The sequence below is a fragment of the Bacillus cereus genome, assembly GCF_002567495.1.
Lineage (GTDB): Bacteria > Bacillota > Bacilli > Bacillales > Bacillaceae_G > Bacillus_A > Bacillus_A cereus_AQ.
In genome coordinates, this window is record NZ_NVAP01000069.1 from 1 (window position 1) to 16,149 (window position 16,149).

Genomic DNA, 16,149 nt, shown 5'->3' on the forward strand with positions numbered 1-16,149 from the left:
ACTCGTTGTTTTTTATGCATATGTAAAATTTGAATTCGAATTATATATTGTTTTTAAATTTTGTAAGTTTTTCTTTTCATTTTTCTTAATAGCATTGATATATGTAGGGAAAAAGAGTGGAGAAAGGTTACATTATTATGCAATAAACTCATATTTATGCATCTCCTTTAAATATTAGGCTAGCATATATTTTTATAAATTTAAAATGAAATGCTTAGATTGTGATTGGTATTTGAAAAAAGATATCTATTTTTGACAGAATAATCTTTCAATTAATCCCGAAAAGAAATACAATATAAGGAAATACACATATGACTTGGGAAATAGAAATCATGTAATAGATTTATCTGGTAGTAACGATACTGGCAGTAAGCTTCAAAATTAAGTTTGGAGATTAATTGCGTGTAAAAGTTAGGCTAGTTTAACTAGTATGTAGTGTATCGAGTATAAATTTTGAAAGGGGAATAAATGCAAAAATGAAAAAGATCATAATTTCAGATCTTGATGGGACTTTATTAAGAAGTGATAAAACAATTTCGCAGAAATCTATTAATATTTTGAGGGAATGCAAGAATAATGGAGACGAGCTAATTTTTGCTACGGCAAGGCCTCCCAGAGCAATAAATCAATATATTCCCAACGTGTTAAAGAATGAGATTATCATTTGTTATAATGGAGCGCTTGTTCTTAAAGGTGATGATATTTTATATGAAATGATGATTCCTAAAAATATCATTTTAGAGATTATAGAAATAGGAAAAAAGTATAATCTTCATCAGATTTGTCTTGAAATAAATGATAAGTTGTATTCAAATTTTGATGTTACTGAGTATTTTGGTAATGTACCGTGTAAAGTTATGGATGTAAAAGAGTTGGATTTTGAAAAAGCTTCGAAGGTAATAGTTTGTACTAAGGACCCAATCAGTAAGGGGTTTACTAAAGAATTACCTATTGAGTGTAGTGCAGTCATTACAGATAACGGGACATTGTGTCAAATCATGCATGCAGAAGTTTCGAAATGGAATAGTATTCAACATGTTCTAAAGCATCTAAAACGAGACGCATCTGAAGTAATTGCATTTGGAGATGACTATAATGATATGGAAATGATAGAGAAGTGTGGGGTTGGTGTAGCGATGAGTAATGCTGTTGAGGAATTAAAATCAGTTGCTAAGTTTATTGCGAAAAGTAACGATGAGGACGGTGTTGCTACATTTTTGGAAAGTAATAGTTACGTTTATATTAATTAGAATGAAATATGCTACATCTGCTTTTGATAGATAGAAATTATGAAAAGGGTTATTGGGGAGGAAACAAGCGAGATGAAAACATTATTGAAAATAATAGGTGTTATAGCTGGTATGGCGGTAATCGGAGTGGGTTTAACATACGGTATGCTGCATTATTTGAATAATAGTAAACCAACTGCGAAAAAGGCATCACCAGCTGCTCCAGCAGTAGAAGTACTAGCTGATAGTAACGTAAAAGCAGAAGATGCAAAGCTTTTAGAAAATGGAAACTATTCATTACCGAATAGTGGTTTTAATAAAAATTTTAAATGGACAGATGAAAACATACAGACAGCATTACATGAAATGGCACATCAAAAAGCGAAAGCTGATCAAAAGTGGGGCTATATTTTTATTACACAAGAACGGATTGAAAGTTTAATTGATATTGTAAAGAGTAACGATCTTGTACAGGGAAGCACATATGTAGATATTTTAGAACGATGGAAACAAGGGAAATATGAAAAGGTTGATGCAGATCATAATAAGATTTGGAAATTACAAAGTGGGAATTTAGGAGAAGGAAAAGGAGTAATGTCGGAAGCTGAGCAAAAAGAATTAATTAATCAAGTGTTTATGAAAAAAGGTACATATTCAGGTAGTAAATTAATTGCGGATGGGGGAAAGACTGATAAATAAGATACATATTGATTTTGAAACACCTTCGTTGTTATAAATACGAAGGTGTTTTTTGTTGACACAAGAAATAAATGGGAATATGATTCATATATGAAATAAATTCGAGGGGCTTAAATATATATATGAATAACAGAGAGCTTTACGCGAATATTCGTGATGTTTATCATTTACTTCAAAAAAATTTAGATAAGGCAATTGAACAGTATGATATAAGTTACGTTCAATTTGGCGTAATTCAAGTACTTGCGAAATCTGGGAAAGTATCCATGTCAAAGTTAATTGAAAACATGGGATGTGTTCCAAGTAATATGACAACGATGATTCAAAGAATGAAGCGTGATGGTTATGTTATGACAGAGAAGAATCCAAACGACCAACGTGAAACGCTTGTTTATTTAACTACAAAAGGCGAAGAAACAAAGAAGCAAGTAGATGTGCAATATGGTGATTTTTTGAAAGAGAACTGCGGTTGTTTTACGAAAGAGGAAGAAGAGTATTTAGATGCTTTGTTATTAAAGTGGAAGAACCATTTGAATTAAATATAATAAAAATGTAACACGCTGTTACATTTTTATTTATATAAATACTTCATATATGAAATAAAACTAATGCAACAAAAAAAGAAGGGAGGATAATTACAAAGATTTATTTCATATGTGAAATAAAGGGGGGTTATATATGGAGATAAAGTCGATGATACGTATTTTGGCAGTTGTAGCTTTTTTTATTGGGCTAGACTCATTACTTGTAGCACCTTTATTACCAGCAATTACAGAAACAATAAGTATTCCGGATGGGAGTGGAGGACTTTTAATTACTATTTATGCACTTTGTTATGGAATAACAGCACCTTTATTTGGGCCAATGTCTGATAAAGTAGGAAGGAAACGTATGATTGTAATTGGATTTGTTATTTTCTCAATTTCTACATTTTGTACAGGAATAGCAAAGAGTTTTGAAACCCTTTTATTATTTCGTGGTTTAACAGGTTTATCTGGTGCAATGGTTGTGCCAAGTATATTTGCATTAGTAGGAGATAAAATAGCATATGAGTCAAGGGGAAAAGCAATGGGAATGATTATGGGTGCAATGATAGGCTCGACAGTGATTGGGGTACCTATAGGGGCGTTTTTATCTGAAATAGGAAATTGGCAGTGGACATTTTATAACATAGGAATATTAACTTTATTTATTACATTACTAGTTAATCACATATTAGAAAACGAAAAAACAAGAAATGAGGCGCGTGTTGCTATAGCGAAAACGTTATTTACGTCATTGAAAATGGTTTTAGTAAATGTATCAGTTTTATTTGCGTTATTAGCAACATTTTTATGGACAATTGGATTACATGGAATGTTTTCATATATAGGTGTTTATTATAGAAATAACTTTGGACTTTCTGTTGGCCAAATAGGTATTGTCATCTTTTTGGCGGGAATTGGTAGTGTGGCCGGAAATATTCTTGGCGGGAAGTTGGCTGATAAATTAGGAAAAGGGATTGTCGTTTCCATTGCAAGTATTGTAGTCTCGATTAGTGTAATGATATTCTCGCTTTCTATAGAAAATTTAGTGATTGCAATTATTGTACATATAATGTGGAGTTTATTTATTGGGTTTGGTCAAGCTTCATTAACGGCTTTAATTTCAGAATTAAAACCAGCCGTGAGAGGGACTGTTATGGCATTGAATAGTTCTGCCATGTATATTGGTATGACTATTGCTTCTGGAGTAGCTTCACTTGCTGTAAGTAATGGATTGCCGTTTTTTTCTTTAGGCATTATGTGTGCAATCGCTAGTTTACTTGTCCTTCCGATTGTATATATTCTAGTTAAAGGAAAAGAATCATCGAATAAAAAGGGGATTACTATGTAAGTAATCTTTCAGAAAAATGAGTTGATATGTTTTGAAGAATATCAACTCATTTTTCTTTAAAACTACTTTTTTATATTTTTATCACTTTTAATAGTGAAAGAAACGACTGTAGTACCGGGGAAATCCATCTAGATTTATGATAGATGACATGACTTTGAATAACTGCTGGAGTTTCGATAGGTTGAAAACGTAGTTGTTCTTTTTGACAACTTTCTTGTACAACGATATAAGGAAGAATTGAAATGCCTAACTCACACATAACAGATTGTTTAATGACTTCAACATTGGAAGTTTCAAATGTTTTATCTGGAATATTCCCGCTTTGACGTAAAAAACGATCTACCATCGGTCTATACCCGCAGCTTTGTTCTGTAAAAATAAACTGGGTGTCCTGTAATAACTGAAATGGATTTGCGTGTGCAGCGGAATAAGCGGGTAGAATCCATCCAAATGTTTCATTACTAAAAGTGTGCGTAATAAAATCATTATGTTCTATACTTTCTCCAATTATGAAGATAACATCTGTTTCTCCTTCACGTAATTTTTGTAATGCTTGTTCATTTGTGTTTGTTTCCAGTACGATATTTACTTTCGGATTTTTCTGTTTGTAAGTACGTAATAATTGTGGTAATCGGTACACCGCTAATGATTCATTAGATGTAATACTTAATGTCCCTTCTAAATGATCGGTATTTTGGGGGATTTCTTGTGCTTTTTCATATATTGCAAGTAATTCTAAAGCATAAGGGTGAAATTGATGACCTGCTTTTGTAAGTAGTACCTTTTTTCCTAACCGATCGAAAAGAGGGATATGTAAATCGTTTTCTAAAGCTTTCATATGTGCTGTAACAGTAGATTGTGCATAACCTAGCGCATGAGCAGCTTTAGAAAAACCACCATACTTAACGATGGCACAAAATGTTTTAACATGTCTCATCTCCATAAATGTCCCCTCCTTTATTATCATGATTTGTGAATGATTATATCATGTATTTCAATTTTCCAAATGATTAAATCCCTTATAAAATGAAATTGTAGAAATATTCATTTAAGTGATATTGGAGGAGAAAAGATGACCAAAAAGGGCTATCATGTAGCTGTTGTTGGGGCTACAGGTGCAGTAGGGCAGAAAATTATTGAACTGTTAGAGAATGAAATGAAGTTTAATATAGTTGAAGTTACATTGCTTTCGTCAAAACGATCTGCTGGTAAGACAGTGCAATTTAAAGGAAGAGAGATAATTATACAAGAGGCAAAAACAACTAGTTTTGAAGGTGTAGATATTGCTTTTTTTAGCGCTGGTGGAGAAGTATCTAGACAATTTGTAACTCATGCAGTCTCTAGTGGCGCAATTGTAATTGATAACACAAGTGAATACCGAATGGTGCACGATGTACCACTCGTTGTTCCAGAAGTAAATGCACATACTTTAAAGGAACATAACGGTATCATTGCAGTTCCGAATTGTTCAGCATTACAGATGGTAACAGCACTTCAGCCAATACGAAAATCATTCGGATTAGAACGAATTATCGTTTCAACATACCAAGCTGTATCTGGTTCTGGAATTCATGCGATTCATGAATTAAAAGAGCAGGCTAAGTCTATGCTTGCAGGTGAAGAAGTGAAGAGTGATATATTACCGGCGAAAAAAGATAAAAAACATTATCCAATAGCGTTTAATGTACTGCCTCAAGTAGATATATTTACAGACAATGATTTCACTTTTGAAGAAGTAAAGATGATTCAAGAAACGAAGAAAATTTTAGAAGATGAAAACCTGAAAATGGCAGCTACTTGTGTACGTGTTCCAGTCGTATCAGGGCATTCAGAATCGGTTTATATAGAACTTGAAAAAGAAGCAACTGTTGCGGAAATCAAGGAAGTACTAATGGATGCACCAGGTGTTATTTTGCAGGATAGCCCTAGTGAACAGCTGTATCCAATGCCATTATATGCTGAAGGGAAAATAGATACATTTGTCGGAAGAATACGTAAAGATCCTGATACGCCAAACGGATTCCATCTCTGGATTGTTTCTGATAACTTATTAAAAGGTGCGGCTTGGAATTCAGTTCAAATCGCAGAGACTTTAGTGGAAAGGGGGATACTTTAATATAGATTAAAAAGCTGGGGAATCGTTAATGATTCCCCAGTTTGTATTTCATAATTGTTTTCTTTAGTTCGACCAACTTTAATTTAAATTAGTCGTTATTGAATTTTTATAAATATCCACTTTATGTGCAGTAAAGCGTAATGTTTTGGGTTCTGCATGAATTGTAAGGCTAATAACAATTGATAACGGCATTTCGAATTTTTTCGCAACATCTTCTAAAGCGATATACTCATCTTCTGCTTCGTTATAATAAACAACAGTACGAATTAATGCCTCGTCATTTTCAATATCAATTTCACACATCATAGGGGATTTTTCACCATTATGTAAGAGTAATTCGCCTAGTACAATTGAACCGTTTAACTCTTCTGTAAAAGTAGTAGTTGCTGCTGGTTTTACCCATGTTTCGTCATGTTCTTCATTTTCCTCTTCATCTATTGCCCATTCCCATATTGGATTTTGTTTTAGGTCCTCGATAGTTAATTCATCAATTGGTTTGCAATTACTCATACATATATTCTCCTTTTATTTTGATAAATAAGTTTTTTGATTTCATGAATTAGAGGATTGCTTATAAGTGGATTCAACAAAGTATTTTGCTCATTTGATATCCAAACTACTTTATTTTGAAATAAAGCTATTACGGTAATATTAACAAAGCTTTAATTGTCTAGTAAATAATTATTAGTGGAGATTTTAAAACGGGATGGTGTTAAAGGAAGATAGTAAATAACATCAAGGATGAATGAAATTCATTTGGTATGATATGGATATAATCAATGCGAGGGGGAATTGTAATGTATCAAGTAAAGGGTTATTTTTCATTACTAAAAGGAAGCCATTTTGAAATTGGAAAACAACAAGGGGAATTCGTGAAACAACATCCTTATCTCATTTCACAATTTATACAGGAAGAAAATTCAGTTTCGGATAACCATTGGACAGAATCTAGAAATATACTCAATGAATTCTGTTATGGAATAAATGAAGAAATTGAAGGGTTTTGTGATGTGTTAAAAATTCCTTCTAAAAATATGATGTATTATTATCAAACACTATTGAAAGCAGGTTGTAGCCATTGTGCAATATTACCTAAAAAGACCGATTCAGAGCATACATATGTATTAAGAAATTATGATTTGTCACCAGTAATAGATGATATGCGTTTTTGCTCGACGCATGTTGAAGGTGCGTATGCACATAGTGGTTTTTCTACTCAATATTTTGGTCGAACAGAAGGAGTTAACGAACATGGATTATCTGTTACATTTTCAGCATGTGGTCAGCCAGTAGGAAACATGGTAGGTTTACGAAAGCCAATGGTAAATGGTTTACAATGTTTTGCGGTAATTCGACTGTTGTTGGAGAAATGTAAAAATGTCCAGGAAGCTAAGTCACTAATAGAAGAAATACCAATTGCTAGTAATATTAATATAATAGTAGCTGATCCTTTAAACGCAGCACATATTGAAATATTTGACGGTCATCAATCCGCAACAACGATTGATGGTGACAATCAAGCTTTTATTGTATCAACAAACCATGCAGTTAGTTCATCTATTCAGAAATTAAATAATAGGAGATTAGAACAATCTACAAAGAGATATCACGTTTTACATGAGAATTTAAATAGAAATGAACAAGTGAGCATAGAGTCTTTAAAAGGGTTAGTAGAAGTAGAATATCCTGCTGGGCTGACAGTGCATAACTATGAAGAATGGTTTGGAACTTTACATTCTGTATTATTCGATTTACATGATCGTACAATGAATATTTGTTTTGGATCACCACTTTTAAATGATTGGTACTCATTAAAAGTTGGAGGGAGTCTGCCGTTTTCTAAGGTGAACGTGAACTTTAAAAATAAAACGTATACTGACTTTTGGAGGGAAGATAAGAATAAATTGATTCCGAAAAGATAAATGGGATAAGATGGTAATGTGGAGAGTGCATTTATACTGGAGGGATTACCAATGCTAAAAGTTACGTTATCATTTGTTCTTATCTTTTTTCTTGTAATTGCGATGTATATTACTTATCAAAAGAGAAAAAAATCCGGGCTAAAAGGATTGAAAAGTGCGTTAACTTCTATTTGTTTCTTTTCACTTGCAATCTTAAATATGTTTGCATATTGGTTTCATTTTGGCGGTATTATTACAGTACTATTTTCAATCGTATTATTGCTAGTCGGTGCTTATTTTACGAAATATATTCCGATTTTCAAAAAGGTACACTAAAGTTTATATATAATGCTTTACTTCAATTTGAAAAGAGATTATCTTATGAAACGGCTTCATAGGATAATCTCTTTTGTTCGTTTAATTTTGTAAAGAATGTACGATTAGTTTCAATTGCTGAATAAATTCTCGCGTTGCAGCGCACATATATTTATCTTTTCTATAAATAAGTCCTATATCTATTGTTGGAGTAGGATTTTCTATTTTAATTGCTTGAATGTTTTCGTTTTGCAAAAAGTCTATATACGGTTTTGGTAACACTGTAATCCCCATACCTTTTGAAACCATTTGAATTAAAGATTCCATCGTACTAATCTCTAAAATTGGTTTTGGTTTAAAGCTAAAGTTTTGACAATGAGATGTAATTAGTTCGGTTAAAAAGAAATTTTTAGGTAAAAGAATTAAAGGATAGTCTTGTAATTCTGCAATAGATACGTGATCACGTACAGTTAATGTATGGCTGGTTGGTACGACTAGTGTAAGTTCACTTTTATATAGCGGGATAGAAACAATCTCTTTATCTTGCACCGGGAGAAATGTAATACCAATATCTAATTCATTTTGTAATAATTTTTCACGAATTTCACCTGTGCGAAGTCCCAAAACAGAAAGCTCGATATTTGGATAAAGATTATTGAAATGTAAAAGGGTTGGTGGTAGTAAATAATTTACAACCGTTAACAATGATCCAATTTTTAAGGATCCGCTCTGTAATCCATTTAAATCTTGAATAGCTGAACGAGCTTGTTCGACTTCATGAAAAATGGTTTTACTATGTGATAATAAAATCTTCCCTGCTTCTGTTAAAGATATTTTTTTACCAATACGATCGAAAAGTGGCATTCCTACGTCATGTTCTAATGCACGTATTTGTTGACTTAGTGAAGGTTGTGAAATGTTTAATTTCTCAGCTGCTTTTGTAAAATGTAATTCTTTAGAAACAGCTAAAAAGTACTCTAGTTGTCGAAAATCGATTGGAATCACCTCAAATTGAATGATAGGTTATACCTATCATTATTATATAAATAATTGAATTGAACAATGATTTTAGGGGTTTTATAATCATCTTTATATAACAGAGAAGGTTGTGAAAATCAATCGAGAGAGAAAATTCATGTAACACCTTTAAAGGAGGAAATAGAATGACAAATGAATATCAACTATTATCTTTAAATATAGGACTACCAAATGAGGTTACATACGGTGGAAAGTTAATTCATACAGGCATTAATAAAAAACAAGTAAAGGAACCAGTATTTTTATCCTTTGTAAAATTTAATGGAGATGGACAGGCGGACTTAGTTCATCATGGAGGAGTAGATAAAGCAGTGTGTGTTTATACTGGTGATTACTATCCATACTGGGAAAAAGAATTGAATCAAGATCTTGTGTACGGGGCCTTCGGAGAAAATATAACAGTTAGTGGTATGCGCGAAGAGAATGTTTGTATTGGTGATACATTTGAGCTCGGAGAGGCAATCGTACAAGTCACACAACCAAGGCAACCTTGTTTTAAATTAGCGAAAAAATACAATGTTCCAAAGTTACCATTATATTTTCAAGAAACAGGATATACAGGATTTTATTTTCGTGTATTAAAAGAAGGGTGGGTATCACCAGTAGATACATTAAAAAGGTTGAAGTCCGACCCGAAAAATATTACAGTAGCGTTTGCTAATCGTATCATGCACAAGGAAAAACAAAATATGGAAGGGGTAAAAAGGATATTAGAAGTACATGCACTTTCAAGTAGTTGGAGAAAGTCTTTTGAAAAGCGTATGAGTGGAGAAGAAATTGCTACGAAGGAAAGACTTGAAGGGGTAAAAGAATAAAAATGTTTTTATAAAAAGTGTATTTCTATGAGTAAAAGCTAATAGAAATGCGCTATTTTTATATAATTAACTAATTAATATTCAAAAATCTTAATATCTTTTTATTCGACTTATTTTCGAATAATCGAAACATAAAATTAATTAGACTATTTTTTTATGTTTTATGATAGTATATTGATTGGTAAGACCTCTATTTTTAAGAGTAGGTCATATAAGTATATCTAATTTAATGGAATTAACGTTTGGAGGGACAACATGGGGAATGTTGAAAATTTTGAAAAAATTCTAGTAGAAGAACCGAAAAGAGAGCAGTTATTTCCTTTATTTGAAGAAGTGTTTGGAATTACAACTCAAACATTGAATGATTTTTCAGATAAAGGGTATTGGGATGATACATATAAAGCTTTATCATTTTTACAAGAAGATAAAGTGATTGCAAATGTTGCGGCATTTTCACTTCCACTTTTAATTAATGGTGAAAAAATAAATGCAGCGGGTATTCAATCGGTAATGACACATCCGAATCATCGTCGACAAGGCTTAATGAAACAATTGTTTAGTAAGATGATAGAAGAAATTGATGAGCAATGTGAGTGTGCGCTTTTGTTTACTGAAAATCCAGAACTATATAAACCATTTGGTTTTCAAATTGTGCAAGAATATTTGATGAAAGTATCATACGAAAATAAGAGTGATAAAGATTCTCAACTTAAAAAGTTAGATTTTTATAATGAAGAGGATAGACAATTAATACATGAGATGATTGAAAATGGCCAAAGGCTTTCTAATACATTTTCAACGTTAAATTACCGCTCCTCGTTTTATTTAAATATGTATGATTCAACATGGAATGAAAACCTGTATTATTCAGAGAAATTAGATGCGCTGATTGTTTTTACAATAGAAAATCAAAAGCTAAAATTATATGGAGTGTTTGCGCCGGTACTTCCGATTTTAGATGAATTATGTAAGGAAATCTCTGGGGAATTTACGGAGATTGAATTTTATTTTTGCCCAGATCAATTAGGAATTGATGATGTACAATATATAGAATTACAGTCTAGTAAGTATTTAATGGTTCGAAGTGATAAAGAGTTAGATTTTAAAGGCTATAAATTCCCTGTATTAGCGGAATTTTAAATGTCTATATAAATGCTTTATTATGAAGGAGCTATGAATATATCGTATATACCAGAACATATTGAGCAACTCACTGAATGTACCTGAATATTATAAGATTAATGACAATCATGCGTTTATTGTCCGTTCAAAAGCAGAAACAGATTTTGGTTTAAAACACATTATGGCTTTAAAGTAATGAATGGTCATGTGTTTTATCATGAGATGATGACAGACTTTCAAGCTGAAGTTCAGTTACGTATGAATCCAAATTCAAAATTCGATCAAGCAGGTCTTTTTGTTTTGATTTCGGAGAACTGTTGGCTAAAAACATCTTTAGAATATATTCCTGAAGGGCCATCTCACTTAGGCGCTGTCGTAACGAATAATGGATATTCTGATTGGTCAACACAAGATTATCCAACTGAAGCAGCTAAGCAACAACTTCGTTTTCGAATTATTCGAAAACGCGGTGATTATTCAATATATGTGAAAAAGAGCCATCAATGGGAACAAATAAGAATCGCTCATTTGATGGAGGACACAGGGAATGAGCCTGTTAAAATAGGTTTTTACACGTGTAGTCCTTCTAAAAATAAGGGATTTGAGACTGAGTTTTTAGAATTTACAATTGAAGAAATATAGATAAAAACCCGTATTCTTTTCATTAAGAATGCGGTTTTTGTATTTACATAATATAAAGCACATTTATTGACCATAAAGTCATTAATACTTATCATTTAATAATGTTAAATATTAATTTACATAATATAATAGAAGTAATGAAGAAATTACAAAATATATCACTTAAATAAGGAGGGATATGAATTATTCAGTGGTAATTTCATGGGAAAAGGAGATTATGTATGAAATCATTTCGTAAGTTATTACAGTATTTAAAACCATACATGTTCTTTGCTATTATTGGACCGCTATTTATGGTACTTGAGGTTGCGATGGACTTAATTCAACCAACTATTATGCAACATATCATTGATGTTGGGATTGCAAATCGGGATTTAAATTATGTAATAAAAATGGGGCTTCTTATGATAGGAGCAGCAGCACTCGGTTTAGTTGGAGGGCTTGGGTGTATGATGTACTCTACAAAAGCAGCTATTAATTTCGCTACAGACATACGAAAAGATGTGTTTGCGAAAATAGAAACATTTTCTAGCAATAATCGTGATTCATTTGGAACAGGTAAATTATTAACGATCGTGACAAATGATATTACTTCCATTCAATCGGCAATGACGATGACATTACGTGTTCTCGTTCGTGGTCCACTGTTATTTATCGGAAGTATAATTATTGTTTTTGTAACAGCGCGGGAGTTATTTCCAATATTACTTGTAGTTGTTCCAATTTTATTACTTGCGATTATTTTAATTGCAAGTAAAGCAAGTGGTACCTTTAAAAAGGTGCAAGAGGCATTAGACAAAGTGAATACAAAGTTACAAGAAAATTTATCTGGTGTGCGTGTTATAAAAGCGTATGTAAGACAAAAATATGAAATCGCTCAATTTGGAAATGTAAATACAAATTTAACGAAGATAAATATTCGAGCTGTGCAGATTATTTCTTTAATGATGCCAATCATTATGCTAGTTGTAAGTGGCGGGATCGTTGCAACATTATGGATTGGTGGAGAAAAAGTATTCAATGGAACGCTTCAAGTAGGAGCGATTTTGGCGTTTATTAACTACTTGAATATCATTTTAATGTCACTTATGTCGATTAGCATGGTATTTATTCAAATTGCGCGAGCTTTTCCATCCGCGGATCGTGTACAGCAAGTTTTAAATACTGAAGTTGATATTATAAGCGAAGCGAATGCGATTAAACCTGAGAGAATCGAGGGGAATATCGAATTTAAAAATGTTAGTTATAGTTATACGAAAAACAATGAATACGTTTTAAAAGATATTTCGTTTAGCATACAAAAAGGTGAAAAAGTAGGGATTATTGGATCAACTGGAAGTGGGAAATCTACCTTAGCGAAACTATTACCACGTCTATATGATGTGGATCAAGGTGAAATATGTATAGATGGAATAGATGTTAAAACATATGATTTGCAAAAACTCCGTGCTTCAATAGGTTTTGTACCTCAGAAGGCGTTGTTGTTCTCGGGCAGTATAGAAGAGAATTTACGCTATGGTAAAGAAGATGCAACACATGATGAGCTGGAAGTAGCAGCTGCATCAGCTTGTGCGACTGAATTTATCGATAAACTGGAAGAATCTTATCAATATAATTTAACACAAGGTGCGACGAATCTATCAGGTGGACAAAAACAACGTGTATCAATTGCAAGGGCGCTTGTGAGAAAACCACCGATTCTAATATTAGATGATTCAACATCAGCAGTTGATGCGAAATCAGAGGCTACTATTCAAAACGCTTTAAAAATAAAATATAAGGGCACAACGACTTTATTAATTGCGTCCAAAATCTCTTCCATAATGGATGCAGATAAAATACTTGTACTAGATAATGGTGAATTAGTTGGTAATGGCACACATGGACAACTGTTAGAACAAAGTGAGGTTTATCAGGAAATTTATCTTTCCCAAGGTGGTAATTTGCATAAAGAAGGTGGGGAAGAACATGCGTAATTTTCAAGGACAATTTGCTAATAAAGGTGGACGAAACACGCCAAAGATGGGAAAAGCTAAAAATGCTCAAGGAACTGTAATGCGAATATGGGACTATATGGGTTATCAAAAAGCTGCTCTTATGTTTGTTATATTTCTAGTCGTTGTTACTACATTACTTGGATTATTAGGTCCATATTTTATGGGAGTCATTATAGATCAATATATTGTACCGAAAGATTTAAATGGTACAGCAAGAATGTGTATGTTACTTATCACGATTTACGGTGTAACTGTACTTTTAACATGGTTACAAACGTTTGTCATGATTAATGTTGCATTAAAAACAATTCAAAAAATACGACAAGATATTTTTGAGAAAATCCAAACGCTTTCTTTACGGTTCTTTGATGTACGTTCTCAAGGTGATTTAATGAGCCGTGTGACAAATGATATAGATAATTTGAATCAAGCTTTGACACAAAGTGTTGTACAAATTATTTCATCAGCGTTAACTTTTGTAGGTGTAACGATTGCGATGTTCGCATTGAATTGGATTTTAGCAATTGTAACTTTAATTACAGTACCAATTATGTTTTACGTTACAAAAAAACTAGTTGCATATAGTGGTAAAAACTTTGCGAAGCGTCAAAAAGATTTAGGTGAATTAAATGGATTTATTGAGGAAGCAATTACAGGTGCGGATGTTACAACGTTGTATGGAAAAGAAAAAGAAACTGTACAAAATTTCAATAAAATTAATGAGCAACTAAGAATTTCAGCTACGAAGGCTGACACATTTTCAGCTTTTATTTTTCCGAGTATGAACTTTATTAATAACTTAGGTATGGGACTTGTAATTGGGACTGGATCAGTTATGGTCTTAAACGGGATGACAACAGTAGGTGTTATCGCGGCTTTTATTAATTATTCTCGTCAATTCTCAAGACCGTTAAGTCAATTTGCGACTTTAATGAATACAATTCAAGCGGCAGTTGCTGGTGGGGAACGTGTTTTTGAAATTATGGATGAGGTACCAGAAATTCAAAATAAAAAAGACGCATTCATTGTACAAAATTTACAAGGGCATGTTGTACTTGAGAATGTTTCATTTGGCTACGTAGAAAATAAAACGATTTTAAAAGAAGTGAGTCTGGAAGCACAGCCAGGAGAGACAATTGCTTTAGTTGGTCCGACTGGATCAGGTAAAACAACAATCATTAATTTGTTAACTCGCTTTTACGATATACAGCAAGGACAAATTCATATTGATGGAAAAGATATAAAAGATTATGATATTAATTCTTTACGAAGTAAAATAGGAGTAGTTTTACAGGATACGTATTTATTTGCTGGTTCGATTATGGATAATATTCGATATGGGCGCTTAGATGCTAGTGATGAAGAAGTCATCAATGCAGCTAAGGCAGCATCTGCACATTCGTTTATTAAGCATTTGCCGAATCAATATGAAACAGAAATTGCTTCAGAAGGATCGAATTTAAGTCAAGGACAGAAACAACTTCTTGCGATTGCACGAGCAATTTTAGCAGATGCAGATATATTAATTCTTGATGAAGCGACATCTAATATTGACACAAGAACAGAATTACAAATACAAGCAGGACTAAATAATTTAATGAGAGGTCGCACAAGTTTTGTAATCGCTCATCGACTTAAAACAATTGAAAATGCAGATCAAATCCTCGTTATAAAGGATGGAAATATTTTAGAAAGAGGGAATCATGAATCTCTCATGGAAGATAGAGGATTTTACTTTGATCTGTATACGAGCCAGTTTAAGATTTAATGTAAACATTGATGTAATGAGGTTTCTCTAGAAAAGAGAAGCCTCATTTTTTATATTTGTAAACTGTATGAATCACTTTTTTTACCAAATTAATTATCCGACCTGAAAAATACTTATACTTGCAGATACAGTTGTTAAAGAGCCACCATCACTATTTGAGAGAGTGATAGTACCTGCCGAAGAGGTGTTATTTATTAAAGTTAATGTTGAAGGAACGACTGTTACGGTAAAAGCAACAGTACCTTGATTTATTGAATGAGGTGACCCCGTACCAAAACGTCCACCTGGAATTGGTGTACCATTTAGTGCAAAGGAGAATTGGTTTTCACGAGAAGCTTCTAATTGAAACTCCGCTACATATGTTCCTAGTGTATTAATTATAATATTTCCAGTACCTGCGATGTGGCTAAGGGAAGTTCCTATTATAGGTCCATTTGTATTAAAAGTAACATTACTTCCTACTGCAATTGATTGGTTAGTAGTATCAAAAACATATAGATAGTTTGTTAATCCAACACCAGCAGCCCCAGTAGCCCCAGTGGAACCGGTAGCTCCGGTAGTTCCAGTAGTCCCGGTAGCTCCGGTAGAGCCGGTAGCGCCAGTAGTCCCGGTAGCTCCGGTAGAGCCAGTAG

At 32.8% G+C, this 16,149-nt stretch carries 14 protein-coding genes and 2 pseudogenes; 12 read left to right on the forward strand and 4 right to left on the reverse strand.

The window, feature by feature from the left end; all coding sequences use genetic code 11:
- Window positions 1-476: 476 nt before the first annotated feature.
- The 4 genes from COK05_RS28110 (at window position 477) to COK05_RS28125 (ending at window position 3,803) form a co-directional block, all read left to right on the forward strand.
- Window positions 477-1,250 (forward strand): HAD family hydrolase, encoded by a 774-nt coding sequence (locus COK05_RS28110; RefSeq protein WP_098615148.1) that lies wholly within the window; start codon window positions 477-479, stop codon window positions 1,248-1,250.
- A gap of 72 nt (window positions 1,251-1,322) precedes the next feature.
- Complete coding sequence (locus COK05_RS28115; protein ID WP_098615149.1) at window positions 1,323-1,928, forward strand: PRK06770 family protein; 606 nt, start codon at window positions 1,323-1,325, stop codon at window positions 1,926-1,928.
- 122 nt (window positions 1,929-2,050) lie between these two features.
- Complete coding sequence (locus COK05_RS28120) at window positions 2,051-2,467, forward strand: MarR family winged helix-turn-helix transcriptional regulator (protein WP_098615150.1); 417 nt, start codon at window positions 2,051-2,053, stop codon at window positions 2,465-2,467.
- 139 nt (window positions 2,468-2,606) lie between these two features.
- Window positions 2,607-3,803 (forward strand): MFS transporter, encoded by a 1,197-nt coding sequence (locus COK05_RS28125; RefSeq protein ID WP_098615151.1) that lies wholly within the window; start codon window positions 2,607-2,609, stop codon window positions 3,801-3,803.
- Between the two features lie 70 nt (window positions 3,804-3,873).
- Here COK05_RS28125 and COK05_RS28130 read toward each other — a convergent pair whose 3' ends face one another.
- On the reverse strand, window positions 3,874-4,746 hold the full coding sequence (locus COK05_RS28130; protein ID WP_098615152.1) for a LysR family transcriptional regulator: 873 nt from the start codon (window positions 4,744-4,746) through the stop codon (window positions 3,874-3,876).
- Window positions 4,747-4,875: 129 nt separating this feature from the next.
- Between COK05_RS28130 and COK05_RS28135 the strand changes: the two genes are divergently transcribed.
- A complete protein-coding gene (locus tag COK05_RS28135; protein WP_098615153.1) occupies window positions 4,876-5,919 on the forward strand; it encodes an aspartate-semialdehyde dehydrogenase in 1,044 nt (347 codons plus the stop codon).
- A 78-nt stretch (window positions 5,920-5,997) separates the two neighbouring features.
- Here COK05_RS28135 and COK05_RS28140 read toward each other — a convergent pair whose 3' ends face one another.
- Window positions 5,998-6,429 carry a hypothetical protein gene (locus tag COK05_RS28140; protein WP_098615154.1) on the reverse strand — a complete coding sequence of 144 codons (432 nt, stop codon included), beginning with the start codon at window positions 6,427-6,429 and terminating at the stop codon, window positions 5,998-6,000.
- 287 nt (window positions 6,430-6,716) lie between these two features.
- Between COK05_RS28140 and COK05_RS28145 the strand changes: the two genes are divergently transcribed.
- Both COK05_RS28145 and COK05_RS28150 read left to right on the forward strand, forming a co-directional pair.
- Entirely contained in the window at window positions 6,717-7,841 is a 1,125-nt protein-coding gene (locus COK05_RS28145; protein WP_098615155.1) for a C45 family autoproteolytic acyltransferase/hydolase, read from the forward strand.
- Between the two features lie 51 nt (window positions 7,842-7,892).
- Entirely contained in the window at window positions 7,893-8,156 is a 264-nt protein-coding gene (locus tag COK05_RS28150; RefSeq protein WP_141539285.1) for a hypothetical protein, read from the forward strand.
- Window positions 8,157-8,237: 81 nt separating this feature from the next.
- Here the strand turns inward: COK05_RS28150 and COK05_RS28155 are convergent, their stop codons facing one another.
- Window positions 8,238-9,140, reverse strand: a complete 903-nt coding sequence (locus COK05_RS28155) for a LysR family transcriptional regulator (RefSeq protein ID WP_098615156.1) — start codon at window positions 9,138-9,140, stop codon at window positions 8,238-8,240.
- Between the two features lie 158 nt (window positions 9,141-9,298).
- On the opposite strand from COK05_RS28155, the gene COK05_RS28160 reads away from it, so the two are divergent.
- The 5 genes and pseudogenes from COK05_RS28160 (at window position 9,299) to COK05_RS28180 (ending at window position 15,517) form a co-directional block, all read left to right on the forward strand.
- A complete protein-coding gene (locus COK05_RS28160; RefSeq protein WP_098615157.1) occupies window positions 9,299-9,988 on the forward strand; it encodes an MOSC domain-containing protein in 690 nt (229 codons plus the stop codon).
- A 255-nt stretch (window positions 9,989-10,243) separates the two neighbouring features.
- Window positions 10,244-11,128 carry a GNAT family N-acetyltransferase gene (locus tag COK05_RS28165; protein ID WP_098615158.1) on the forward strand — a complete coding sequence of 295 codons (885 nt, stop codon included), beginning with the start codon at window positions 10,244-10,246 and terminating at the stop codon, window positions 11,126-11,128.
- Window positions 11,129-11,161: 33 nt separating this feature from the next.
- Window positions 11,162-11,752, forward strand: a pseudogene (locus COK05_RS28170) (DUF1349 domain-containing protein).
- A gap of 221 nt (window positions 11,753-11,973) precedes the next feature.
- Window positions 11,974-13,728 (forward strand): ABC transporter ATP-binding protein, encoded by a 1,755-nt coding sequence (locus COK05_RS28175; protein WP_098615159.1) that lies wholly within the window; start codon window positions 11,974-11,976, stop codon window positions 13,726-13,728.
- The gene (locus tag COK05_RS28180) at window positions 13,721-15,517 is read left to right on the forward strand and encodes an ABC transporter ATP-binding protein (RefSeq protein ID WP_098615160.1); all 1,797 of its coding nucleotides are present in this window, start codon (window positions 13,721-13,723) and stop codon (window positions 15,515-15,517) included. The genes COK05_RS28175 and COK05_RS28180 overlap by 8 nt, the downstream gene beginning before the upstream one ends.
- Before the next feature lie 93 nt (window positions 15,518-15,610).
- Here COK05_RS28180 and COK05_RS28185 read toward each other — a convergent pair.
- Window positions 15,611-16,149 (reverse strand): annotated as a pseudogene (locus tag COK05_RS28185) (collagen-like protein); the annotation flags it as partial.

What these genes read in the sequence shown, in the direction of transcription:
- COK05_RS28160 (WP_098615157.1), top strand. Translation starts at nt 9,299, where the DNA reads ATGACAAATGAATATCAACTATTATCTTTAAATATAGGACTACCAAAT.
- COK05_RS28135 (WP_098615153.1), top strand. Translation starts at nt 4,876, where the DNA reads ATGACCAAAAAGGGCTATCATGTAGCTGTTGTTGGGGCTACAGGTGCA.
- COK05_RS28120 (WP_098615150.1), top strand. Translation starts at nt 2,051, where the DNA reads ATGAATAACAGAGAGCTTTACGCGAATATTCGTGATGTTTATCATTTA.
- COK05_RS28115 (WP_098615149.1), top strand. Translation starts at nt 1,323, where the DNA reads ATGAAAACATTATTGAAAATAATAGGTGTTATAGCTGGTATGGCGGTA.
- COK05_RS28140 (WP_098615154.1), bottom strand. Translation starts at nt 6,429, where the DNA reads ATGAGTAATTGCAAACCAATTGATGAATTAACTATCGAGGACCTAAAA.
- COK05_RS28125 (WP_098615151.1), top strand. Translation starts at nt 2,607, where the DNA reads ATGGAGATAAAGTCGATGATACGTATTTTGGCAGTTGTAGCTTTTTTT.
- COK05_RS28180 (WP_098615160.1), top strand. Translation starts at nt 13,721, where the DNA reads ATGCGTAATTTTCAAGGACAATTTGCTAATAAAGGTGGACGAAACACG.
- COK05_RS28165 (WP_098615158.1), top strand. Translation starts at nt 10,244, where the DNA reads ATGGGGAATGTTGAAAATTTTGAAAAAATTCTAGTAGAAGAACCGAAA.
- COK05_RS28130 (WP_098615152.1), bottom strand. Translation starts at nt 4,746, where the DNA reads ATGGAGATGAGACATGTTAAAACATTTTGTGCCATCGTTAAGTATGGT.
- COK05_RS28145 (WP_098615155.1), top strand. Translation starts at nt 6,717, where the DNA reads ATGTATCAAGTAAAGGGTTATTTTTCATTACTAAAAGGAAGCCATTTT.
- COK05_RS28150 (WP_141539285.1), top strand. Translation starts at nt 7,893, where the DNA reads ATGCTAAAAGTTACGTTATCATTTGTTCTTATCTTTTTTCTTGTAATT.
- COK05_RS28110 (WP_098615148.1), top strand. Translation starts at nt 477, where the DNA reads ATGAAAAAGATCATAATTTCAGATCTTGATGGGACTTTATTAAGAAGT.
- COK05_RS28175 (WP_098615159.1), top strand. Translation starts at nt 11,974, where the DNA reads ATGAAATCATTTCGTAAGTTATTACAGTATTTAAAACCATACATGTTC.